The organism is Sphingomonas sp. AC449 (assembly GCF_979253475.1).
Genome location: NZ_CEEDCZ010000007.1, coordinates 93270 through 116346, shown reverse-complemented (window position 1 = coordinate 116346; position 23077 = coordinate 93270). Strand labels below are relative to the sequence as shown.

Annotated in this window: 14 protein-coding genes; 9 read left to right on the top strand and 5 right to left on the bottom strand. The window is 67.0% G+C overall.

Features of this window, described 5'->3' with window-relative positions:
* Window positions 1–116: 116 nt before the first annotated feature.
* The 8 genes from AC0CH3_RS12845 to AC0CH3_RS12810 all read left to right on the top strand — a co-directional run bounded on the left by AC0CH3_RS12845 (window position 117) and on the right by AC0CH3_RS12810 (window position 15771).
* A complete protein-coding gene (locus AC0CH3_RS12845; protein WP_465237974.1) occupies window positions 117–2480 on the top strand; it encodes a beta-N-acetylhexosaminidase in 2364 nt (787 codons plus the stop codon).
* The gene (locus AC0CH3_RS12840) at window positions 2480–5065 is read left to right on the top strand and encodes a beta-mannosidase (protein ID WP_354299659.1); all 2586 of its coding nucleotides are present in this window, start codon (window positions 2480–2482) and stop codon (window positions 5063–5065) included. Before AC0CH3_RS12845 ends, AC0CH3_RS12840 begins: the two co-directional genes overlap by 1 nt.
* On the top strand, window positions 5062–7599 hold the full coding sequence (locus AC0CH3_RS12835; RefSeq protein WP_465237973.1) for a glycoside hydrolase family 3 C-terminal domain-containing protein: 2538 nt from the start codon (window positions 5062–5064) through the stop codon (window positions 7597–7599). The genes AC0CH3_RS12840 and AC0CH3_RS12835 overlap by 4 nt, the downstream gene beginning before the upstream one ends.
* Complete coding sequence (locus AC0CH3_RS12830; RefSeq protein ID WP_354299655.1) at window positions 7596–9017, top strand: glycoside hydrolase family 125 protein; 1422 nt, start codon at window positions 7596–7598, stop codon at window positions 9015–9017. Before AC0CH3_RS12835 ends, AC0CH3_RS12830 begins: the two co-directional genes overlap by 4 nt.
* Window positions 9014–11311, top strand: a complete 2298-nt coding sequence (locus AC0CH3_RS12825) for a GH92 family glycosyl hydrolase (RefSeq protein ID WP_354299654.1) — start codon at window positions 9014–9016, stop codon at window positions 11309–11311. The genes AC0CH3_RS12830 and AC0CH3_RS12825 overlap by 4 nt, the downstream gene beginning before the upstream one ends.
* Before the next feature lie 18 nt (window positions 11312–11329).
* Window positions 11330–13267 (top strand): alpha-L-fucosidase, encoded by a 1938-nt coding sequence (locus AC0CH3_RS12820; RefSeq protein ID WP_354299653.1) that lies wholly within the window; start codon window positions 11330–11332, stop codon window positions 13265–13267.
* Between the two features lie 101 nt (window positions 13268–13368).
* Window positions 13369–13608 carry a hypothetical protein gene (locus tag AC0CH3_RS12815; RefSeq protein ID WP_354299652.1) on the top strand — a complete coding sequence of 80 codons (240 nt, stop codon included), beginning with the start codon at window positions 13369–13371 and terminating at the stop codon, window positions 13606–13608.
* A gap of 96 nt (window positions 13609–13704) precedes the next feature.
* Entirely contained in the window at window positions 13705–15771 is a 2067-nt protein-coding gene (locus tag AC0CH3_RS12810) for a catalase (protein WP_465237972.1), read from the top strand.
* 177 nt (window positions 15772–15948) lie between these two features.
* Here the strand turns inward: AC0CH3_RS12810 and AC0CH3_RS12805 are convergent, their stop codons facing one another.
* The 5 genes from AC0CH3_RS12805 to AC0CH3_RS12785 form a co-directional block, all read right to left on the bottom strand.
* Window positions 15949–16200, bottom strand: a complete 252-nt coding sequence (locus AC0CH3_RS12805; protein ID WP_465237971.1) for a hypothetical protein — start codon at window positions 16198–16200, stop codon at window positions 15949–15951.
* A gap of 14 nt (window positions 16201–16214) precedes the next feature.
* Window positions 16215–17009, bottom strand: coding sequence for a formate/nitrite transporter family protein (locus AC0CH3_RS12800; RefSeq protein WP_465237969.1), 795 nt, complete (start codon window positions 17007–17009; stop codon window positions 16215–16217).
* Window positions 17006–19366, bottom strand: a complete 2361-nt coding sequence (locus AC0CH3_RS12795) for an FdhF/YdeP family oxidoreductase (RefSeq protein WP_465237968.1) — start codon at window positions 19364–19366, stop codon at window positions 17006–17008. Before AC0CH3_RS12795 ends, AC0CH3_RS12800 begins: the two co-directional genes overlap by 4 nt.
* A gap of 132 nt (window positions 19367–19498) precedes the next feature.
* The gene (locus tag AC0CH3_RS12790) at window positions 19499–20848 is read right to left on the bottom strand and encodes an ABC1 kinase family protein (RefSeq protein ID WP_354299646.1); all 1350 of its coding nucleotides are present in this window, start codon (window positions 20846–20848) and stop codon (window positions 19499–19501) included.
* 46 nt (window positions 20849–20894) lie between these two features.
* Window positions 20895–21887 carry an SDR family oxidoreductase gene (locus AC0CH3_RS12785; RefSeq protein ID WP_082446080.1) on the bottom strand — a complete coding sequence of 331 codons (993 nt, stop codon included), beginning with the start codon at window positions 21885–21887 and terminating at the stop codon, window positions 20895–20897.
* A 261-nt stretch (window positions 21888–22148) separates the two neighbouring features.
* Here AC0CH3_RS12785 and AC0CH3_RS12780 point away from each other — a divergent pair, with 261 nt between their 5' ends.
* Window positions 22149–23066 (top strand): alpha/beta hydrolase, encoded by a 918-nt coding sequence (locus tag AC0CH3_RS12780; RefSeq protein ID WP_465237985.1) that lies wholly within the window; start codon window positions 22149–22151, stop codon window positions 23064–23066.
* Window positions 23067–23077 lie beyond the last annotated feature (11 nt).

Genomic DNA, 23077 nt, shown 5'->3' with positions numbered 1-23077 from the left:
GTATCGCTACCTGCGCAAACGCGTCGTGCGATTCAGAATACGGGTTGTGCCTGGACCTATATTGGTTACGTTCAATGCGAGCGGTAACGACAAGCCGGCCCAGGGAGAACAGATCAATGCGCGCCATTCCGACCCACGGAACCGCTGGGCCTTCCGCAAGCGTGACGCGCGTCGGTCTTCGCGCGATCCGTAGCGCGACGATCGCTGGCGCGGCGGCGATCGGGCTCACTGCGCCCGCGGGCGCCCAGACGGCCCGCCTGCCACTCGTTCCCGCACCCAGCAGCATCACGCCGTCGACCGGCAGCTTCACGATCGACAACAGCACGACGATTGCCGTCGACGCGGCGGATCGCGGCGCGACGGGCGCCGCGCGGCTTTTCGCCGCGCATGTGAGCACCGAGCGCGGGCTGACGATCCGATCCGCCTCCGGTGGTGCGATCCGTTTCGTCCGCGACGCCAGCATCAAGGGGACCGAAGCCTATCGACTGACGGTAGCCCCTTCGGGCGTCCGCATCACCGCATCGGGCGACGCTGGTCTTGTCTATGGCGCAATGACGCTCGCGCAACTCGTCAGTCCCGACGCGGCGTTCTCACAGCCCGCGCGGCTGGCAGCGGTCACGATCGACGATGCCCCCCGCTTCGGCTGGCGCGGGCTGATGATCGACACCGCACGGCATTTCCAGTCGCTCCCCTCGCTCTACGCGATCGTCGACCAGATGGCGTCGGTGAAGCTCAACACGCTGCATCTCCATCTTACCGACGATCAGGGCTGGCGGTTCGAGGTGAAGGCCTATCCCCGGCTGACCGCGATCGGCAGCGTGCGGACGTCGCCCTCGACCGGCGAGGCGCCCGGCACGCAGGTCGGCGGCTTCTACACGCAGGACGAGCTGCGCAAGCTCGTCGCCTATGCGACCGAACGCGGCATCGTCATCGTCCCCGAGATCGACCTGCCCGGCCACGCGCAGGCGCTCGTCGCCGCGTATCCAGACCTCGGCGTCCTCGGCGACACGCCGAAGGTCAGCAGCGACTGGGGCGTCAACCCCTATCTCTTCAATCCCGGCCCCAAGGGCATCGCCTTCGTCAAGACGGTGCTCGACGAGATCATGGCGGTCTTCCCCGGCACCTATGTCCATCTCGGCGGCGACGAGGCGGTCAAGGATCAGTGGGAACGCAGCCCCGAAGTCCAGGCGCAGATGGTCAAGCTCGGGATCAAGGACGAGAACGGGCTGCAAAGCTGGATGATCGACCAGTTCGGCGAATATCTCGCGAGCAAGGGCCGCCGCCTGATCGGCTGGGACGAGATTCTAGAAGGCGGCCTCCCCGCCTCCGCGTCGGTGATGTCGTGGCGTGGCGAGAAGGGCGCGGTCGAGGCCGCGAACCAGAACCACGACGTGGTCCTTTCGCCCGCGCCGACGCTCTACCTCAACAGCCTGCAAAGCGATCGCAGCGACGAACCGCCGGGCCGGATCGACATCCAGTCTCTCGAGACCGTGTACAAATACGAGCCGATGCCCGCGGGGATCCCCGCCGACAAGGCGCATCACGTGCTCGGTGCACAGGGCAATCTGTGGAGTGAGTACATCGTCACGCCCTATCAGATGCAGCATCTGATCTTCCCGCGCGCCGCCGCGCTCGCGGAGATCACCTGGTCGGGCAAGGACAAGCGCGACTTCGGCAGTTTCCTCGAGCGGGTCCAGCCGCAGATCGGCCGCTGGCGCATATCGGGCATGCAGGTCGCGGACAGCGCGTTCGCGGTCGGCTACACGCTGGCCGGGACGCGCGGCGATGCGCTGCGCAGCAAAAACGCCAAGGTCTCGCTGGCGACGCAGGCGCCCTATGGCACGATCCGCTACACGCTCGACGGCAAGGCCCCCGGCCCGCGGTCGGCCGCCTATACGACACCGCTGTCGATCAAGCCGGGGGTCAAGATCCGCGCCGCCGCATTCGACGCCGCCGGGCGCCAGATCGCCGAACCGCGCCTGTTCGATACCGGCCGTCAGGCGCTGCTGACGCGGACCGCGTCCGACATGGTCGCCTGTCCCAAGGGATCGCTCGCACTCCGCGTGCCGCTCACGCCCGAGGCGCAGGGCAACGCGCCGGTGTACAATATCGACCTGTTCGACCTGTGCACCGCCTATCCCGCCGCGCCGATGGATGTCGCCAAGGGCTTCACGATCGATATCGCGCGACTGCCGCGTCATTATGCGCTGGCGCATGAAGAGACCAAGCTGCGCCGGCATTATAACGTCACGCCGCACGGTGAGCTGATCGTGCTCGTCGGCTGCACCGTCGCGGGCTCCAAGCCCGTCGTCGCCGGCACCTTCCCGCTCCCCGATCCGGCAACCGCCGCCACCCGGTTCAGCGTCAAGGGCCGCCTGCCCGCGCTGACCGGCGACCGCGACATCTGCCTGCAATTCACCTCCCCCACGTCCGATCCCTATTATGCGGTCGAGCGGATGCAACTCACGGAGACACGCTGATGCGTCGCTGGTTCCTTCTCCCTCTCCTCGCACTCGCCTCGCCCGCGATCTCGGCCCCGAAGACGGTCGTCACGCTCGACGGCGACTGGAAGGTCCGGATCGATCCGACCGACACGACCGCGGTCGCCGCGCACAAGCGTGAGGCGAAATGGCTCGCAGCCACGGTGCCGGGCTCGGTCCAGCAGGACCTGATCACCGCGCGCCGCGTCCCCGATCCCTATAAGGGCATGAACGAGGCCGCGATCCAGTGGGCGGGGCTGACCCGGTGGCAGTTCCGTCGCGAACTCGACGTCACGCCGGCGATGCTCGCGCGCGATCATCTCGACCTCGTCTTCGACGGCCTCGACACCTTTGCGACCGTCACCGTCAACGGCACGCCGCTGCTCAAGACCGACAATGCGCACCGTCGCTGGCGCGTGGACGCGAAATCGGCGCTGAAGGCGGGCCGCAACGAGGTGCTGGTGACGATCGCCTCGCCGATCCGCACGCTGCAGCCGATGGTGCTCGCGGAGAAGCACCCGCTGCCCGGCGAATATGACAGCGCGTTCGGCGACGAGCCCAAGGGCAAGCAGACCTCGCCCTATATCCGCAAACCCAAATATCATTACAGCTGGGACTGGGGTCCCCGGATCATCAATATCGGCATTTGGCGGCCGGTCCGTCTCGAGATCTGGGATGAGGCGCGGATCGAGACCTTCCGCGTCGACCAGGAGGATCTGAGCGACGCGGAGGCACGGATTGCGGCCAAGCTCGACATCGTCGCCGACACGCCCGGTCGCACCACCGTCCACGCCGTGCTCACGGGCCCCGATGGCAAGACCGTCACCGTCGACCGCAGCGTCACGCTCGCCGCCGGCAGCAACAGCGTCTCGCTCCCGCTGACGATCGCCGCGCCGCAGCGGTGGCAGCCGATCGGCTATGGTGCGCAACCGCTTTATACCGTCACTGCCTCGCTCGCCGGCGCGCAAGCGACTGCCGAGGACAGCATCACGCGGCGGATCGGGCTGCGCACGATCGAACTGATCCGCAAGGACGGCAGCTTCGGCTTCAAGGTCAACGGCACGCCGATCTTCGCCAAGGGCGCGAACATCATCCCGTTCGACATGTTCCCGACGCGCGTCACCCCCGCTTACATGCAGACGATCCTGAAGGGCGCGGCCGACGCCAACATGAACATGATCCGCGTGTGGGGCGGCGGCTATTATTTCGACGACGCCTTCTACGACATCGCCGACCGGATGGGGCTGATGGTGTGGCAGGACTTCATGTTCGGCGGCAGCGTGACGCCGCCCGACGCCGCGTTCCGAGAGAATGTCCGGATCGAGGCCGAGCAGCAGGTCGCCCGGATCGGCTCGCATCCCTCGGTCGTGATCTGGGCCGGTGGCAACGAGGTGCTGTCGGGCTGGGAGAACTGGTCCGATCGCAAGGCGTTCAAGAAGGCGGTCGGCGCGGACGAACAGGAGCGGATCGGCGCGGGCATGGCGGTGCTGTTCGACCGCGTGCTGCGCCAGGCGGTGACACGATATTCGCCCGGCACCCCCTATTGGCCGGGCTCGCCGTCGACCGATTATGAGGGTCCGACCGACACCGACAAGGACGGCGATCGCCATTTCTGGGATGTCTGGTCCGGGTCGAAGCCGGTCGAGCGCTATCTCGACAGCTGCCCGCGCTTCATGTCCGAATATGGCTTCCAGGCGATGCCCGATCTCGCGATGATCCGCGACTTCGCGGGCAAGGGCCCGCTGGCAGCCGACAGTCCGGTGATGAAGGCGCACCAGAAATTCCTCGCCGGCGAAGGCAATGAGCGGCTGCTGATGTACCTGCGCGATCGTCTGCGCCCGGCAAAGGACTTTGCCGATCTCGTCTATCTGACGCAGGTCAACCAGGCCGAGGCGATCCGCATCGCCGCGCTGCATCACCGCGCGTGCCGCCCGGTGACGATGGGGTCGCTCTACTGGCAGCTTAACGACGTCTGGCCCTCGATCAGCTGGGCGAGCATCGATCATGACGGCCAGTGGAAGCTGCTCAACTATGCCGCGCGCCGCTTCTTCGCGCCCCAGGCGATCGCCGCGGAGCACAAGGACGGCGCGACGCGGATCTCGCTGATCTCGGACGCGACGACGCCGATCACGGCGCGCTGGCGGGTGCGTGCGATGGACATGGGCGGCGCCGTGCTGAACGACACCACCACGCCCGCGACGCTGCCGCCGCTCTCGTCGACACTCGCCGCGACGCTCCCCGACGCGACGCTGTTCGGCAGCGCCGCGCCGGGGGCCAGCTATGCGGTCGCCGAGCTGATCGTCGGTGACGCGGTCGCCAGCCGGGCGATCATCGAACGCGCGCTGCCCAAGGACATGGCCTATCCCGATCCGGGCCTGAGCGTCACCTGGTCGGGCTCGACCGCGACCGTCACCGCCAAACGCTTTGCGCGCGCGGTCATGCTCGATTTCGGCGCCGTGGCGGCGCAGCCCGCCGATGACGGGTTCGACCTTCTGCCCGGCGAGACGCGGACCGTCGCCGTTGCGTCGACCGCGTCGCCTGCCACACTGCGCAAAGCGCTCACCCTGAGGACTCTTGCCCGATGATCTGGCTCCTGCTCGCCTCCGCCGATCCCGTCGCCGCCGCGGTCGCCACTATGTCGCTCGAGGAAAAGGCCGCGCAGCTGCAGAGCACCGCGCCTGCGGATGCGAAGCTCGGCCTGCCCGCCTATGACTGGTGGAACGAGGGGCTGCACGGTCTCGCGCGCAATGGTCACGCGACCGTGTTCCCGCAGGCGATCGGCATGGCTGCGACCTGGGATCCGGCACTCGTCCGCAAGATCGGCGACGTCGTCGCGACCGAGGCGCGCGCGCGCTTCAATGCGAAGCCCGCCAATGCCGATCGCCGCATCTATGAAGGGCTGACGGTCTGGTCGCCCAACATCAACATCTTCCGCGATCCGCGCTGGGGCCGCGGGCAGGAAACCTATGGCGAGGACCCGTATCTGACCGGGCGGCTCGGCGTCGCCTTCATCGGCGGCCTCCAGGGCCCCAACCCGCTCTATCCCAAGGTCATCGCCACCCCGAAGCATTTCGCGGTGCACAGCGGCCCCGAGGCCGGGCGCGACAGTTTCGACGTCGACCCCAGCCCGCAGGATCTCGAGGCGACCTACCTGCCCGCCTTCCGCCAGGCGGTGACCGAGGGCAAGGCGCTCTCGCTGATGTGCGCGTACAACTCGATCCACGGCGTGCCCGCCTGCGCATCGTCGCCGCTGATGGTCGACCGGCTGCGGCGCGACTGGGGCTTTACCGGCTTCACCGTCTCGGATTGCGACGCGGTCGGCAATATCAGCACCTATCATCACTACCGGCTCGACACGCCCGGCGCAGCGGCTGCGGCGATCAAGGGCGGCACCGACCTCAATTGCGGCACCGCCTATGCCGGCCTCCCCGCCGCGGTCCGCCAGGGGCTGGTGAGCAAGGCCGAGGTCGACACCGCGCTGACGCGCGCCTTCCGCGCCCGCCGCGCGCTCGGCATCGCGTTCGGTGGTGACAGCCCGTGGAGCAAGATCGGCACCGATCAGGTCGACACCCCCGCGCACCGCGCGCTCGCGCTCGAAGCCGCGCGCAAGTCGATCGTGCTGCTCAAGAACGATGCCGGCCGCCTGCCGCTCAAATCGGGCAGCCGGATCGCGGTGATCGGCACCAATGCCGACGATATCGGCGTGCTCCAGGGCAATTACCACGGCACCGCCGCCGCCCCGGTCACCCCGCTCGAGGGAATCCGCAAGCAGTTCGGCGCCGCCAATGTCCGCTATGCGCAGGGCTCGGTGCTCGCCGACGGCGCACCGGTGGTGGTGCCCGAAACCGTCTTCCCACAGGGTCTGAAAGCGGAATATTTCGCCGGTACCGGGACGACCGGCGGCACGCCCGTCCTGACGCGTACCGAACGCCGCATCGACGCGGACCTCAATCGCGTCAGTCCGGCGCCCGGGCTCGGCCGCAGCTTCGGCGTTCGCTGGTCGGGCATGTTCACCCCGCCCGCCGCGGGCGACTATACGCTCGTGATCGACGTCCCGGCATGCTGGAAGGACTGTTCGGTTCATGACGTCGCGCGCCTCTGGATCGGCGACCGCCAGCTTGCCGACGGCGAGGTCAAGAAGGGCCGCGTCGAGATCCCGTTGACCAGCGACGGGAAGCCCGCCGCCTTCCGCCTCGAACTCGATCACCGCAGCGACGACGAGGGTATCCGCCTGCTGTGGACGCCGCCTGCCGCGCCGATGCTCGCCGCCGCCGTTGCCGCCGCAAACGCGTCGGACGTCGTCGTCGCGGTGATGGGCCTGTCGCCCGACCTCGAAGGCGAGGCGCTGTCGGTCAGCGTCCCCGGCTTCGTCGGCGGCGACCGCACCGACGTCGGGCTTCCGCTTGCGCAACAGGCGCTGCTGAAAGCGCTGCGCGCGACCGGCAAACCCGTCATCCTCGTCCTGACCAGCGGCAGCGCGGTGGCGGTCGATCCGTCGCTCGCCGATGCGATCCTGACCGCCTGGTATCCGGGCCAGGCCGGCGGCACCGCGATCGCCGAAACGCTCGCGGGGCTCAACAACCCCTCGGGTCGCCTCCCCGTCACCGTCTACAAGTCCGCCAGCGACCTGCCCGCGTTCATCGACTATACGATGAAGGAGCGCACCTATCGCTATTTCACCGGCAAGCCGCTCTGGGGCTTCGGCCACGGGCTGAGCTATACCAGCTTCGGCTATACCGCGGCAAAACCCGCCCTCACCGTCGCCGCCGGCCAGCCGCTCACGCTCGCGGCGAAGGTCTCGAACACCGGCGCGCGCGCGGGCGAAGAGGTCGTTCAGGCCTATCTCGTCCCGACCGCGACCACCGGCGGCGGAGCGACCACCGCCGTGCTCCAGCGCCAGCTCGTCGGCTTCGACCGCGTCGCGCTCAAGCCCGGCCAGTCGCGCACCGTCTCGTTCGCGCTCGATCCCCGCGCGATGAGCAGCGTCGCGCGCGACGGCACGCGGACGATCCAGCCCGGCGCGTACCGCCTCTATGTCGGCGGCGGCCAGCCCGGCGACGGCGAGGGACAATGGACCGACCTGACGATCACCGGCGCAGCGGTGGGGCTGCCCAAATGATCGATCGCCGTTCGTTGCTCGCCGGCGGGCTCGCGCTCGTCGGCACCCCCGCCTTCGCCGCCCGCCCGAACCTGCCCTCCAAGCGCCCACCAGTCGCCGACCGTCTGTTCAAGAGCCGGGCGGTGGAACGCGAGATCGCCCGCGTGTCGGCCAGGATCGGCGATCCGAAGCTGCGCTGGATGTTCGGCAACTGCTATCCCAACACGCTCGACACGACCGTGCGGATGAGCACCATCGGCGGTGCGCCCGATGCGTTCGTCATCACTGGGGACATTCCCTGCCTGTGGCTGCGCGACAGCTCGGCGCAGGTCCGTCCCTATCTCCATCTCGTCCGCCAGGACCCGGCACTACGCACGCTGTTCCGCGGCCTGATCGCGCGTCAGTCACGCTCGATCCTGATCGATCCCTATGCGAACGCGTTCCTCGAGGACCCCGCTGGCAAGACCGATCTCAGCTGGGCATTGCACGACCAGACGGAGATGAAACCGGGGGTCGCCGAGCGCAAATGGGAGATCGATTCACTCTGCTACCCGATGCGTCTTGGCTATGGCTATTGGCAGGCGACGCGCGACGCGACCCCGTTCGACGCGGCCTGGGCCGAGGCCGCGCGCGCCAGCCTGCGCACCTACCGCGAGCAGCAGCGCAAGCATGGCCGCGGACCCTATAGCTTCCTGCGCGCTTCGAACCGCAATACCGAGACGATGGCGCTCGAGGGCTGGGGCAATCCCGCCAAGCCCAACGGCCTGATCCAGTGCGGTTTTCGTCCGTCCGATGATGCCTGTGTCTATCCCTATCTGATCCCCGCCAATCACTTCGCGGTGACGACGCTGCGCGAACTGGCGGTCGTCGCGAAGGAAGCGCGCAACGACACCGCGCTCGCCGCGGACGCCGCCGCGCTCGCGACCGAGGTCGAGGCCGCGCTCAACGCGCATGGCAAGATGCGGCTGCGCGACGGCCGCGAGGTCTGGGCCTATGAGGCCGACGGGTTCGGCAATGCGGTCTTCATGGACGACGCCAACGTGCCGTCGCTGTCCGCGCTCGCCTATATGGGCTGCGTTTCCGCCACCGACCCGCTGTGGCGCCGCACCGCCGACGCAGCGTGGAGCGACGCCAACCCCTATTTCTTCAAGGGAGCGAAAGCGGAGGGGATCGGCGGCCCGCATGTCGGGCTGGGGCAGATCTGGCCGATGTCGCTGATCATTCGCGCGCTTGCCGGCGCCGACGACGCGACCGTCCGTGCCTGCCTCAGGATGCTGCGCGACACCGATGCGGATACCGGCTTCATGCACGAGGCGTTCGACATGGACGATCCGAGCAAGTTCACGCGCAGCTGGTTCGCCTGGACGAACGGTCTGTTCGGCGAGCTGCTCGTCCATCTCGCCGATACCCGCCCCGCGCTGCTGGCGGCGCCGTTATGAGGCTCACACGACGCACGTTGCTCGGCTCGACCGGCGCGCTGGCGCTGACCGGCGCGATGCCGGCCTTTGCGAAGCGATCGGGTGCCGTGCCCGATCTGTGGATCGGCACGGGCGGCGACGGCCATACCTATCCGGGCGCGACCGTGCCGTTCGGCATGGTCCAGGTCAGCCCCGACACCGATACCGAGAACTGGGCGAACTGCTCGGGCTATCATTACGGCGACCCGTCGATCATGGGGTTCTCGCACACGCACCTGTCGGGCACCGGCATCGCCGACATGATGGACGTGCTGGTCGTTCCCGCGCGCGGGCCGGTGAAGCTGTTCCCTGGCGCGCCCGATCGCCCCGGCGAAGGCTATCGCCAGACCTATGCCCAGGAGACTGCCGAGCCCGGCTATTACGCCTGCACGCTCGGCAATGGCGTCCGCTCGGAGCTGACCGCCGAGCCACGTGTCGGCTGGCAACGTCACCGGTTTCCCGCGGGTCCCGGCCACCTCCTGATCGACCTCGGCAATTACCGCGACAGCCGTCCGGGCGAAGGCCCGCTCATCGACGACAGCCGGATCGAGATCGAGACCGACGGCGTCCTGATCGGCAGCCGCCGCACGTTCCGCTGGGCCAAGGGGCGCCGCATCCATTTCGCGATGCACGTCTCGCGCAAACCCGACCGGATCACGCTCCATGCCGGCGAGCAGGTCGTCGGGGGGGCAATCGCCACGGCCGACCGCGTGCGCGCGGTGCTGCATTACGACGATGCGGGCGCAGCACCGATCGTCGTGCGGACGGCGGTCTCCGCGGTCGACATGGCCGGCGCACGGACCAATCTCGCGGCGTCGATCAGCCGCGAATTCGATGCGGCACGACGCCAGGCGGTGCGCGACTGGGCCGACGCGCTGAAAACCGTGAAAGTCGATGGCGGCAGCGACGACGAACGCGTCATCATGGCGAGCGCGGTCTATCACGCGATGCTCGCGCCGACGCTCTTCTCCGACGCCGACGACCGCTATGTCGGGCTCGACCGGCAGATCCACAGCGTCCCCAAGGGCGAACAGGCGTACAGCACCTACTCGACCTGGGACACCTATCGCACGCTTCATCCCCTGCTGACGCTGATCGCACCCGATCGCGCGCGCTCGCTCGTCCGGGACCTCGTCCGTCAGACCCAGCAAAGCGCCTATGGCCCCCCCTGCTGGCCGCTTCAGGGGGTGGAGACCGGCACGATGATCGGCTGGCATTCGGTCGCGATCATGGCGGAGGCTGCGGCGAAGGGGATCGATGCGGACTATGCCGCCGCCTGGCCTGCGATCCGCACGCGCGCTTTCGATCCCAAGGCGCCCGACCTCGTCAACAGCCGCGCGCGCGGCACCTATATCGCGCGTGGTTATCTGCCCGCAGACCAGGTTGATGAATCGGTCAGCCGGACTCAGGAATATGCCTATGACGACTGGGCGATGGCGGCGCTCGCCGCGAAGGCCGGCGCCACCGAAGACGCCGCCCGCCTGCGCGAACGCAGCCGCAACTATCGCAACGTCCTAGACCAGGCGATCGGGCTTGCGCGGCCCAAGCTCGCCGACGGCAGCTGGCTGACGCCCTACGACCCGATCCAGCTCGGCCATACCAAGCGGTACCACGACTTTACCGAAGCCAATGGCTGGCAGACGACCTTCCTCAACCAGCATGATCTCTACGGACAGATCGCGCATTTCGGCGGCGAGGCGAAGTTTGCCGCGCGGCTCGACGCGCTGTTCGCCGCGCCCTCGACGCTACCCAGGGATGCGCCGCCCGATATATCCGGGCTGATCGGCCAATATGCGCACGGCAATGAACCCGATCAGCACGTGCCGTATCTCTACGCCTATGTCGGCCAGCCCTGGAAGACGCAGGCGCTGGTGCGCAGGATCCTGACGACGATGTACAAACGCGCGCCCGACGGGATCATCGGCAACGACGATTGCGGGCAGATGAGCGCGTGGTTCGTGATGTCCGCGCTCGGCCTCTACCCGGTCGATCCGGTCGCCGCGGTCTATGTGTTCGGCTCGCCGCTCTTCACGCGTGCCGAGCTGCTGGTCGGGCCCAAGCGCAAGGTCGTGATCGAGGCGCCCGGCAACCGCGCCGACACGCCCTATGTCACCGCGGTCACCTGGAACGGCAAACCCTGGACGAAAAGCTGGATCGCGCATGCCGACCTTGCCGCGGGCGGCACGCTGCGCTTCACCATGTCCGCCACCCCCGATCGCGCGTTCGGCGCAAAGCCTGCCGACCGCCCCCCCTCGTTCGGCCGCCCCGCCGCCTGAGTCCCCCCGGAGACGATGATGACCGAAGTTTCCCGCCGCCGCCTGCTCGCCTCGAGCGTCGCTGCAACCGCGACCGCAGCGACCGCTCCCGCGCTGGGCGCGACACGCCAGCCTGCCCCACGACCATGGGGCGCGACGCCGTCGAAGCGGCAGCTCGCCTGGCATGCGCGCGAGCAATATGCGTTCGTCCATTTCTCGATCAACACCTTCACCGATCGCGAATGGGGCTATGGCGACGAGGATCCCAAGCTCTTCGACCCGACCGATTTCGACCCCGATCAGATCGTCGCGGCGGCAAAGGCTGGCGGCATGCGTGGCATCATCCTGACCGCCAAGCATCATGACGGCTTCTGCCTGTGGCCGACGATGCTGACCGAGCATTGCATCCGCAACAGCCCGTACAAGGCGGGCAAGGGCGACGTGGTCGGCGAGATGGAGCGTGCGACGCGCCGCGCCGGGCTCGACTTCGGGCTCTACCTCTCGCCCTGGGATCGCAACCACCCCGAATATGGCCGCCCGGCCTATGTCGAGTATTTCCGCAAGCAGGTCGTCGAGCTCTGCACGCGCTACGGGACGCTGTTCGAATTCTGGTTCGATGGCGCGAATGGCGGCGACGGCTATTATGGCGGCGCGCGCGACACGCGGAAGATCGATGCGCCGAAATACTACGACTGGCCGTCGATCGTCGCGCTGGTGCACCAGCATCAGCCGATGGCCTGCACCTTCGATCCGCTTGGCGCGGACGTCCGCTGGGTCGGCAACGAGGACGGCGTCGCGGGTGATCCCTGCTGGCCGACGATGCCGAACCATCCCTATGTCCAGAGCGAGGGCAATTCGGGCGTGCGCGGCGCGCCGCTCTGGTGGCCGGCCGAGACCGACGTCTCGATCCGGCCCGGCTGGTTTTATCACGCTGACGAGGATTCGAAGGTCAAGTCGCCCGAGCGCCTCGTAAAGCTCCATGACGAGTCGGTCGGTCGCGGCACCAACCTCAACCTCAACCTGCCACCCGACCGTCGCGGCAAACTCGCCGATATCGACGTCGCCGTGTTGAAGTCATTCGGCACCGCGCAGGCCGCCACCTTCGCGCGCGACCTTGCCCAGGGCGCCGTCGCCTCCGCCAGCCATGCGCGCGGCCCGAGTTTCGCGCCCGCCAAGGTCCTCGACGGCGCGGCCGACAGCTATTGGTCGACCCCGGACGGGGTCACCACCCCCAGCCTCGTCCTCGACCTGCCGCCCGGACGCACATTCGATCTCATCCGGCTGCGCGAATATCTGCCGCTCGGCGTGCGCGTGACGCGGTTTGCGGTCGACGCAGAGGTGGGTGGCCAGTGGCGCGAACTCGCGCAGCATCAGGCTATCGGCGCGCAGCGGATCATCCGTCTCGCCGAGCCCGTCACCGCGCGCCGTCTGCGGCTGCGTATCCTCGAGGCGCCCGCCTGCCCCGCCATTCGCGAGGTCGCGCTGTTCCGTCAGGTCGCGCCCGTCCCCGTCGCCCCCGTCGTCGAAAGCGATGCAAGCATCGTTCCGACCGCCGGCTGGTCGATCGCCGCCGCCTCCGCACCCGGCGCGGAAGCGCTGCTCGACACCGACGCCGCAACCCGCTGGGCGGTGCCCGCACCGCAGCCCGGCATGCCCGCCCTGGTCACGATCGATCTCGGCGCGACCGAGACGCTTGCCGGGTTCAGCCTGACGCCGTCACGCGCGGTCATGGCGGATACTGCGCCCCCCAAGGCCTACCGGGTCGAGATCAGCACCGACGGCAAGACATGGCGCGAAGCGGGCACGGGCGAACTTCCCAACATCGCCTATGCGCTCGCGACACAGCGCATCGCCTTCGAAGCGCCCGTCAAGACGCGGTTCTTGCGGTTCAGCTTTGCCGAGACCGCGATCCCTGCGCGTCGTCTCGCGATCGCCGGCATCGGTGCGTTCCGGCCACGCATCGTGCAGGCGCGCTGACGCCAGGACGAGGCCTGTCCCACGCCTGCAATAATCCGGGGGCATATCATCGATCAGGCGCGGGGACTCGATGGCTCCATATCCCGCGCCGGGGACAGGTCATGACAGCGATCGACGCCGGTGCATCATCGATATCCCTCCGCGCTGCCCCCGCGGTGGCCGCGATCCGTTCCGCGTGGCTTGCCCCCGGCTTCTATCTCGCGCTGCTGTTCGGCGCGCTGATGCTGTTTGCGATCGGGTTGATCCTGCTTTGGCGTCTGGTCAGCACCATCCGCCGCGCCAAAGCCCGGAGCACGCGCCGATCGATGCCGCCTGGTGCCGTCAATATGCATCACGCCTAATCTGAAGCAGGCTAATTCCGTCGCAGCACGATGGACCCGGGCACGCGTATCGCTCGTTAACTGCGCGACTATCGTCCTCGACAGCAAGGATCCGCAATGAGCGACATCGAACAGCGTAACCCCGGCAACGGTGGTGAAACGCACCAGCAGGCGGGCGGCGACGTACCCGTTTTGACCACCAATCATGGCGTCCCCGTATCCGACAACCAGAACAGTCTGAAATCCGGCGCGCGCGGCCCGACGCTGCTCGAGGATTTCGTGCTGCGCGAGAAGATCTTCCACTTCGATCACGAGCGCATCCCCGAGCGGATCGTCCATGCTCGCGGATCGGGTGCGCACGGCTATTTCGAGGCGACCGACGACATCTCCGACCTGACCAAGGCGGCAGTGTTCAAGAAGGGCACGAAGACCGAGCTCTTCACGCGTTTCTCGACGGTCGCCGGCGGCGCCGGTTCGGTCGACACCCCGCGCGACGTGCGCGGCTTCGCGGTCAAGTTCTACACGACCGAGGGCAATTGGGATCTCGTCGGCAACAACATCCCGGTGTTCTTCATCCAGGATGCGATCAAGTTCCCCGACCTGATCCATTCGGTGAAGATGGAGGCCGACCGCGCCTATCCGCAGGCGGGTTCGGCGCATGACACCTTCTGGGACTGGGCGTCGCTGACCCCGGAATCGACGCACATGCAGATGTGGGCGATGTCGGACCGTACGCTCCCGCGTTCGCTGCGGATGATGGAAGGCTTCGGCGTCCACACGTTCCAGCTCGTCAACGAGGAAGGCAAGTCGAGCTTCGTCAAGTTCCACTGGAAGCCCAAGCTCGGTCTCCAGTCGACGATCTGGGACGAGACGCTCAAGCTTCAGGCTGCGGACAACGACTATCACCGTCGCGATCTGTGGGAAGCGATCGACACCGGCGACTTCCCCGAGTGGGAGCTCGGCATCCAGGTGTTCGACAAGGCGTTCGCCGAGGCGCAGCCCTATGACGTGCTCGACTCGACCAAGCTGATCCCCGAGGAGGACGTTCCTGTCCGGATCATCGGGCGGATGGTGCTTGACCGCAACGTCGACAATTTCTTCGCCGAGACCGAGCAGGTTGCGTTCCTGCCGACCAACATCGTCCCCGGGATCGATTTCTCGAACGATCCGCTGCTTCAGGGCCGCCTGTTCAGCTATCTCGACACGCAGAAGTCGCGTCTCGGCACCACGAACTTTCACCAGATCCCGGTCAACGCACCGCGCAGCCCCGCTGGCAATTTTCAGCGTGACGGCATGATGCAGACCAAGGTGCCAAAGGGTCGTGCCAATTACGAGCCGAACAGCCTGTCGGTTGTCGGCGAGGACGGTGGGCCGCGCGAGTCGCCCAAGGGCTTCGTGACCACGACGAACCCGACCGGTGCGGACGAGCAGGGTGAAAAGCTGCGGATGCGCGCCGAGCTTTTCGGCGATCATTACAGCCAGGCGCGGCTGTTCTGGGTATCGGCGACGGATAACGAGAAGGCGCATATCGCGTCGGCGTTCACCTTCGAGCTGTCTAAGGTCGGCCTCGCGCATGTCCAGGAGCGCACCGTCGCCAACCTGCGTAACGTCAACGAGGAGTTGGCGAGCCGCGTGGCGGATGGTCTCGGTATCGACCTGCCCGCAGCGAACCCCGCCTTCCGCGAGCCGGTCGACATGGCGCCAAGCCCGGCGCTGTCGATCCAGCAGAACATGAAGGATACGCTCGAGGGTCGTCAGGTCGGCATCCTGATCGCCGACGGTTCGGACGGTGGCGAGATCGACGCGGTTGTTGCGGCAGTCGAGGGTGCCGGTGGCAAGCCGGTCCTCGTCGCGCCGAAGGTCGGCGGTGCCAAGCTCGCCGATGGCAGCATGAAGAAGGCGCAGGGCCAGCTCGCGGGCAGCCCGTCGCAGATCTTCGATGCGGTCGCGGTCATCCTTTCGGCCGAGGGCTGCAAGACGCTGCTCAAGGAAGGCGCCGCGGTCCAGTGGGTCATGGATGCCTTTGGTCACCTCAAGGCGATTGGTGCCAATGCCGCAGCAAAGCCGCTGCTCGACAAGGCCGGCGTCGAACCCGACGCGGGCGTCGTCGATCTGGATGCCATCGCGACGGCTGGCACGAAGCGCTATTGGGATCGCGAGCCCGGCGTTCGCACGCTCGCCTGATCCGGAGAGGCACCAGCGCGGCTGGTGCCCGACCGGCGACGTTCGACCGCCCTCGCTATTCAGCGTAGGGCGGTCGTTCTGCGTTTGACGGCCATCGAAGCGCGTCGTTCCGGTGAGGCAGCTTGGGCCTGGCGTCACTCAGGCGTAGCAGCAAAGGACAGCGGTTCGCTCCGCCCCTTACGTCCGCACGACCTCGACGATTTCAAACTGGTGCGACACCCACCCTCGCTGGCTCGCCGCATCGGCCGCCGCGGTCCGCTTTCGCTTTGCCTCGGCGTGCGTCTTGGTATGGCCCCAGAAGACCTCGGTTCGGCCGTTCGCCAGCACGGCGACGATCCGCCAATAGTGCGTGAATGGCGTGGCCGTGGGGCCGATCGTCTTCACATAGCCGTTGGGAAGCGTGGCCGTCAGATAGTGCTTCTTGGCCACGCCCCCTCCTCGTCTCAGCCGCGGTCCGTCGACGGCGCCTCTTCGGTTCGTGCGATCGCCATATACGCCGCAACGACAGACACCAGCGCACCGACGATGTTGCCAACGCTGACGATGGCCAGGTTGCGCAATGCCCCGCCAAGGGCGATCGACGGGTCGGGCATCATCAGCCCCAGCGTCAGTGCGGTCATGTTCGCGACCGAATGCTCGAAACCGGGCGCGACGAACGCCAGCAGGATCCAGGCCATGCCGATGCACTTCGCGGCATCCCCCTTCATCCGCGCCGACGTCCAGATCGCCAGACACACGAGCCAGTTGCAGAGCACGGCACGCGCAAACAGCGCGCCCGCGTCGGCGTCGACCTTGTGCGCGACGAACGCGCTGAACATCGTGTCGGCATGATCGAACACGGGCCCGTCACCGCAGGCGGCGAAGATCGCCGCGAGCACGATGCCGCCGACGAGATTGCCGATCCACACCACGACCACGAGTGTGATCGCCTCGCCTGCGGTGATCGTCCGGCGCGCAAGCCCGAACCCGAGATACATGACATAGCCCGTGAACAATTCGGCGCCGGCGAACACCGTCAGCACGAGCCCGACGCCGAACGTCGCACCCATCACGAGCGGTCTGATCCCTGCATCGAGCCCCGCGGCGGCGCTCAGTGCAAGGATCATCGCGATACCGATATACGTTCCCGCCAGCATCGCCCCGACGAAGAACCCGCCCGGCGATCGACGCAACGCCGCCATCTTGGCGGCAGCGGTTTCGGCATAGGTTTCAATCAGCGGCGTATAGCCCGCACTCATGCCGGTACGCGTTCCTGCTGCCCCACCACGCCTTCCCGCACGACGCCGCGCTCGACGCCCATGTCCGCTTGAGCCGGCCGCACCACCACCGGCACCGACTTGTAGGACGGCGTGAAGCTCTGCGGATCGTGATCCTCAAGCGCGATCAGCGGCTGCGTCTCGGGATAATAGGACGCGATACACCCATCGGGCAGTGCATAGCGGACCAGCGTCAGCTTCTGAACGACGCGGTCCGGCGCCGCAAATTGCAGCGCAGTCGCGACGTCCACCACGTCGCCCTCGGCATAGCCCAGCCGGGCCATGTCGCGTTCGTTCATGAACAACACGTCGCGACGGCCGAACACGCCGCGATAGCGATCGTCGAGACTGTAGATCGTCGTGTTGTACTGGTCGTGCGCACGGAGCGTGGTCAGGCGCAGGACATTCGGCTCGTTCGCCGTCTCGTCCTTCTGGACCCCTTCGGCGACGATGAAGTTGGCCTTCCCGCTTTCCGTCTTCCAGATCCGCAGCGCAGCGGAGTTGGGGAGATGGAACCCGCCCGGCTGGCGAATGCGCTCGTTATAGTTGGCAAAATCGGGGAACACGGCCTCGATCTTGTCGCGGATCAGATCGTAATTCGCCGCGTAGCCGTCCCAGTCGATCCCGCCCTTGCCCTTCAGCGTCGCCTTGGCGATTTCGGCGACGATCCAGATCTCGGACTTCACATTCTCGCCCGGCGGCATCAGGAAGCCGCGCGACGCGTGCACCATCGACATCGAATCCTCGACCGTGACCGACTGCGGCCCGCTCGCCTGCGTGTCGAGTTCGGTGCGCCCGAGGCATGGCAGGATGTACGTGTCCTTCGCCATCAACAGCATCGTCCGGTTCAGCTTGGTCGTGATGTGCGCTGCAAGATCGAGGTTGCGAAAGCCTTCCGCGCAGGCCTGCGGATCGGACGAGGCGATCGCGAGGTTGCCGCCGAGGCAGACGATCGCCTTGGCCTTGCCGTCGCGCATCGCGGCGATGCTCTCGACCACCGAATGACCATGCTCGCGGGGTGGTTCGAAGTTGAACACGTCGCGCATCCGGTCCAGCAACAGCGGCATTGGCCGCTCGGTGATGCCGACCGTACGGTCGCCCTGAACGTTGCTATGGCCCCGCAGCGGGCAGATCCCCGCGCCCGGCCGGCCCATATTGCCGCGCAGCAGCAGCAGGTTGGCGAGCTGCTGCACGTTGCTCGTACCCGTGCGGTGCTGCGTGATCCCCATGCCGTAGCACGCGATCGTCGCCTTCGAGGTCGCGTAGATCCGCGCGACGTCTTCAAGATCGGCACGTGACAGACCGCTCGCCTGTTCGATGTCGGTCCAGTCGGCCGCCGCCAGATCGGCGATGTACGCATCGAGCCCGGCAGTATGTTCGGCAATGAACGCATGGTCGAGCGCCGGCTCGCCCCCCGAACTCCGTGCCGCGTCGTCGAGCGCGACAAGCGCCTTGGCGATGCCCTTCAGCGCCGCGGCATCGCCACCGACCTTGACCTGGAGATAGCTGCTCGCGATCTGCGTCGAGGTGCCGGTCGCCATCTCGACCACCGACTGTGGCGACTCGAACCGCTCGAGCGAGCGCTCCTTCAGCGGATTGAACACGATGATCTTGCCGCCGCGGCGCGATACCTCGCGCAGCGTCGCCATCATCCGCGGATGGTTCGTCCCCGGGTTGTGACCGATCGAGAGGATCAGATCGGCGTGATCGAAATCCTCGAGGCTGACAGTTCCCTTGCCGATCCCGATCGACTTCGGAAGACCGACCGACGTCGCCTCGTGACACATGTTCGAACAGTCGGGAAAGTTGTTCGTCCCGTACAGCCGCACGAACAGCTGGTACAGGAACGCCGCCTCGTTCGAGCAGCGACCCGAGGTGTAGAATTCCGCCTGGTTCGGATCGGGCACCGCGGCGAGGCCCGCGCTGATGCCGGCAATCGCCTCATCCCAGGTCACGACCTCATAATGGTCGGTCGCCGCATTGTAGCGCAACGGTTCGGTAACCCGTCCCTGCGACTCGATCCAGTGGTCGCTCTGTTTCCAGATGTCCGAAACACTGTGCTCGGCAAAGAAGTCCGCACCGATCAGTTTCGCCGTGGATTCCCACGCGACGGCCTTCGCACCGTTTTCACAGAATTCGAACGACGACGTGTGCTTCGGGTCGGGCCATGCACAACTCGGGCAGTCGAACCCGTCGGGCTGGTTCGATTTCAGCAGCGTCTGGCCGCCACGGACCACGATCTGCTGTGCCTTCAGCGACGCCGCGACCGCACGCAGGGCTCCCCAACCGCCGGCGGCGCCCTTGTAATCCTCGATCCCGTCAGGGCGTTTGTTACGCATACCAATCTCCAACTCTCTTTGCGCGACGCGAATATCGCCGTTCATACGCATTGAACCATTGGTGATGCTATTAGCTGCCTAGGCTATGGTCGCCAAAGCGGGATTATCGCGTCCGGTGATCGCCTTACTAGGTCAGGGAAGATAGGCCGACACCATCGATCGGACATCCACACGCGCCTTCAGCCGCGCGGCGAGCAGCGCGGTACCGCTGATCTTGCGCTGAACCAGGAGCATGTCCGCGGACGGAATATGCCAGCTCGCCCGGTCGCGCGCGACGGTCGTGCCTTCGTCGCGCAACACGGAGACAAATCCACGATCGCCGAAGTCGAACGCGCGGGTCCGGTTCATCTCCTCAAGGATCACGTCGATCATCCGGTCGATTGCCGGCCGATGCGCAGTGACGGCATTCTCGCCCAAGAACCCGGCCGCGACAGCCGCGTCGCGCACCGCGTCGCGGTCACCGGCCAGCCCGGCGGCCAGGAGGCGCCGATACCCGTCGGCGACGACGGCGGGCACCGCGCGCGCTGCGCCGAAATCGAGCAGCACGATCCGTCCAGTCTCGGGCTGCCAGCGATAATTGGCGAAATTGGGATCGGTCTGCATCAACTGCCAATCGAGCAGTTCGCGCAAGGTCAGCGCAATCAGCCGCGCCACCGTCCTGTCGCGGACATCCTGCGGCTCGGTATCAAGCGTCTCGATCGGCACGCACTCGATATAGTCCATCGCGAGAACGCGCGATGTCGACAGGGCCGGCTCGAACTGGGGTACGATCAGCGTGGGATCGTCGCCCACCAGCCCGCGATAGCGTTCGAGCATGGCGCCTTCGCGCTCGTAATCCGCCTCGTCGTGCAGCTGCCGCTTCGCATCGGCGAGCAGTGCGGAAATATCGAGGCCCTTGGGCAGCAGGCCCGAGACGCGCAACAAGGTCGCGACATTGTCGACATCGGCGTCGATGCTCTCCTTGACCCCCGGATACTGGACCTTGATCGCCAGCATGCGCCCATCGGGCAGTTTGGCGCGGTGAACCTGACCGATCGACGCCGCGGCGATCGGGTGTGCCTGGAAGTGCGCGAAGCGCCGCCGCCAGTCGCGCCCCCATTCGGCGGTGAGAACGCGGTCGAGCTGCGGCGGCGGCATATGGTGCGCATTGTCGCGCAGCCGCGCCAGGATCGTAGCCAGTTCGGGCGGGAGCATGTCGCCCGCATCCATCGACACCATCTGCCCAAGCTTCATCGCCGCGCCACGCAGATGCGCGAGCTGGTCAGCGACGCGCACCGCATTGGCGGGGGTCATCAGCAGATCCGCCATGCGGGGCCGCTCCCCGCTCGCCAACCGGCGCGCGCCCTCGCTGACGACACCGCCCGCGACGCCGCCTGCCATCCGCCCGAACACACCGAGTCGCGACAAGCGCCCCTTGGGGACGGATCGTCCTGAACCGGCGCGCGCCGGGTCGCGGGCGCCGTCGAAATCGTCGTTGCTCATAGTCTCCTTGATCGGGATGGCCCCGAATAACGTGTCGACGATCGGATCAGGCGGGTTGTTCGTTGCCGCCCGTCGACCCGAAGATCTGTCCGGTCGAATAGCTCAACGACGGATCGGCCGCCGCGACATACAGCCCGGCAATCTCGGCAGGCTGACCGGGGCGCCCGAGCGGCGAGGTTTCGCCGAAGGTGCGCTGTTTTTCCGGCGTTGCGCCGCCGCTGACCTGCAACGGGGTCCAGAACGGCCCCGGAGCGACAGCATTGACGCGAATGCCCCGCTCGGCGAGCTGCTTGGCCATGCCCTTGGTGAAATTCAGCACGGCGGCCCGCGTCATCGCATAATCGATGATGTCCTTCGACGGTGAACCGGCCTGCTCCGAAGAGGTGTTCACGATCACCGCGCCTGCGGTCATGCGCTCGAGCGCCGCCTTGGTCAGCCAGAATGGCGCATAGACGTTAGTCTTCATCGTATCGTCGAAGTCCTGGCTGGTGATGTCCGCAATGCCGGGCCTCGTCTGCTGCCGCGCTGCGTTGTTCACGAGGATATCGAGCCCACCGAGCTGATCCGCCGCCTGTTGCACCAGCCGGCGACAGAATTTCTCGTCACGCAGATCGCCGGGGATCGCGACTGCCTTGCGGCCGGCCGCCCGGATCAACGCGACGACTTCGCGCGCGTCGGGCTCCTCGGCAGGCAGATAATTGATCGCGACGTCGGCGCCCTCGCGCGCATAGGCGATCGCCGCCGCGCGGCCGATACCGCTATCGCCGCCGGTGATCAGCGCCTTCTTGCCATTCAGCCGCCCCGACCCCTTGTAGCTCGTCTCGCCATGATCGGGCCGCGGCGACATCTTCGATGCGAGCCCCGGCCAGGGCTGACGCTGCACGGCGAACGGCGGTTTCGGGTAGGCGGCAGCGGCAGGCGCGGTCGCGGCTTGAACGCCACCGCCCGCCTGTGCGGACGCGGAGTTCGCACCGGCTGCGGCTGCGCCCGCGACAAGCGCTGCGCCCGTCACAAATGTACGGCGATTGGTATCGGTCATGTGGAGCTCCCGCTGGTCTGTCATGGACACCAAAGGCCGGTCGCTGCTTACGTTCCCGATTCTGCGCGCTAATTCGAGAATGTGCGCAAACGATAACGCGCATCATCCCGCCGCGGCCGGCCCGCGCGCGAGCAATACTGGTACGAATTCGGGGATTGTCCGATGATAGCGCTATCGATACGTTCGCCCCCATAACAAAAATGGGAGAGCGCGATGAGAATTGTACACGGCATCCGTCGGAAGATCGCCTGGCGCCTGACGATGACCGCGCTCCTCCCCCTGCTTGCTGCAGCACCGGCGCTGGCGCAGTCCGCGACGTCGGTCTCAGCCGACGCGATGACCCCGTTGCCCGTCCCCGATCAGCCGACCGCGATCATCCTGGATACCGGCAAGCTCGCTGGCACGAACGCCCCCGAGGCCTGGCATAGCCAATATGGCAGCGTCTTCGCGCGCAACGTCACCGTCGCCACGCTGACGCCGTTCCTGCCCGACCCTGCAAAGGCGACGGGTACCGCCGTCATCGTGGCACCCGGCGGGGGGTTCCGGACGCTGTCGATGGAGAACGAAGGCTGGGATGTCGCGAAAGCACTGGCGGCGCGCGGCGTTGCCGCGTTCGTCCTCAAATACCGGCTCAACCCGACACCCGTCGATATGCCCGGTTTCGAGCAATCGATGCGCGCGATGTTCGCCCCCGGCGCACGCCCCCCGCGACCCGACCCTGCTGCCATGATGGCGAGTCTGAAACCGCAGATCGCGGATGCCCGCGCCGCGTTCAGCCTGGTCCGCAAGCGTGCCGGGGAATGGCACGTCGATCCGGCGCGAGTCGGCATGGTCGGATTCTCGGCGGGCGCGATGCTGACGATGGCGACAACGCTGGTCGGCGAGGATGCGAAACCCGCGTTTATCGGTAACGTCTACGGCCCGCTCTCCGCGATGCCGGTGCCCGGCGATGCGCCGCCGATGTTTGTGGCACTCGCGGCGGACGATCCGTTTTTCGGCAACGCCGGCTTTGGGTTGATCGATGCCTGGCATGCAGCGAAGCGCCCCGTCGAGTTCCACCTGTACGAACAGGGGGGACACGGATTTGGCATGTATCCGAAATCCACGACCAGCACGGGATGGTTCGACGCGTTCACCCGCTGGATGACGATGCATGGATGGATGAAGCCCGCGTCGTAGTGGCATAGGCG

Coding starts and splice junctions, on each gene's coding strand:
- AC0CH3_RS12845 (WP_465237974.1), top strand. CDS start 117: ATGCGCGCCATTCCGACCCACGGAACCGCTGGGCCTTCCGCAAGCGTG.
- AC0CH3_RS12840 (WP_354299659.1), top strand. CDS start 2,480: ATGCGTCGCTGGTTCCTTCTCCCTCTCCTCGCACTCGCCTCGCCCGCG.
- AC0CH3_RS12835 (WP_465237973.1), top strand. CDS start 5,062: ATGATCTGGCTCCTGCTCGCCTCCGCCGATCCCGTCGCCGCCGCGGTC.
- AC0CH3_RS12830 (WP_354299655.1), top strand. CDS start 7,596: ATGATCGATCGCCGTTCGTTGCTCGCCGGCGGGCTCGCGCTCGTCGGC.
- AC0CH3_RS12825 (WP_354299654.1), top strand. CDS start 9,014: ATGAGGCTCACACGACGCACGTTGCTCGGCTCGACCGGCGCGCTGGCG.
- AC0CH3_RS12820 (WP_354299653.1), top strand. CDS start 11,330: ATGACCGAAGTTTCCCGCCGCCGCCTGCTCGCCTCGAGCGTCGCTGCA.
- AC0CH3_RS12815 (WP_354299652.1), top strand. CDS start 13,369: ATGACAGCGATCGACGCCGGTGCATCATCGATATCCCTCCGCGCTGCC.
- AC0CH3_RS12810 (WP_465237972.1), top strand. CDS start 13,705: ATGAGCGACATCGAACAGCGTAACCCCGGCAACGGTGGTGAAACGCAC.
- AC0CH3_RS12800 (WP_465237969.1), bottom strand. CDS start 17,009: ATGAGTGCGGGCTATACGCCGCTGATTGAAACCTATGCCGAAACCGCT.
- AC0CH3_RS12795 (WP_465237968.1), bottom strand. CDS start 19,366: ATGCGTAACAAACGCCCTGACGGGATCGAGGATTACAAGGGCGCCGCC.
- AC0CH3_RS12790 (WP_354299646.1), bottom strand. CDS start 20,848: ATGAGCAACGACGATTTCGACGGCGCCCGCGACCCGGCGCGCGCCGGT.
- AC0CH3_RS12785 (WP_082446080.1), bottom strand. CDS start 21,887: ATGACCGATACCAATCGCCGTACATTTGTGACGGGCGCAGCGCTTGTC.
- AC0CH3_RS12780 (WP_465237985.1), top strand. CDS start 22,149: ATGACCGCGCTCCTCCCCCTGCTTGCTGCAGCACCGGCGCTGGCGCAG.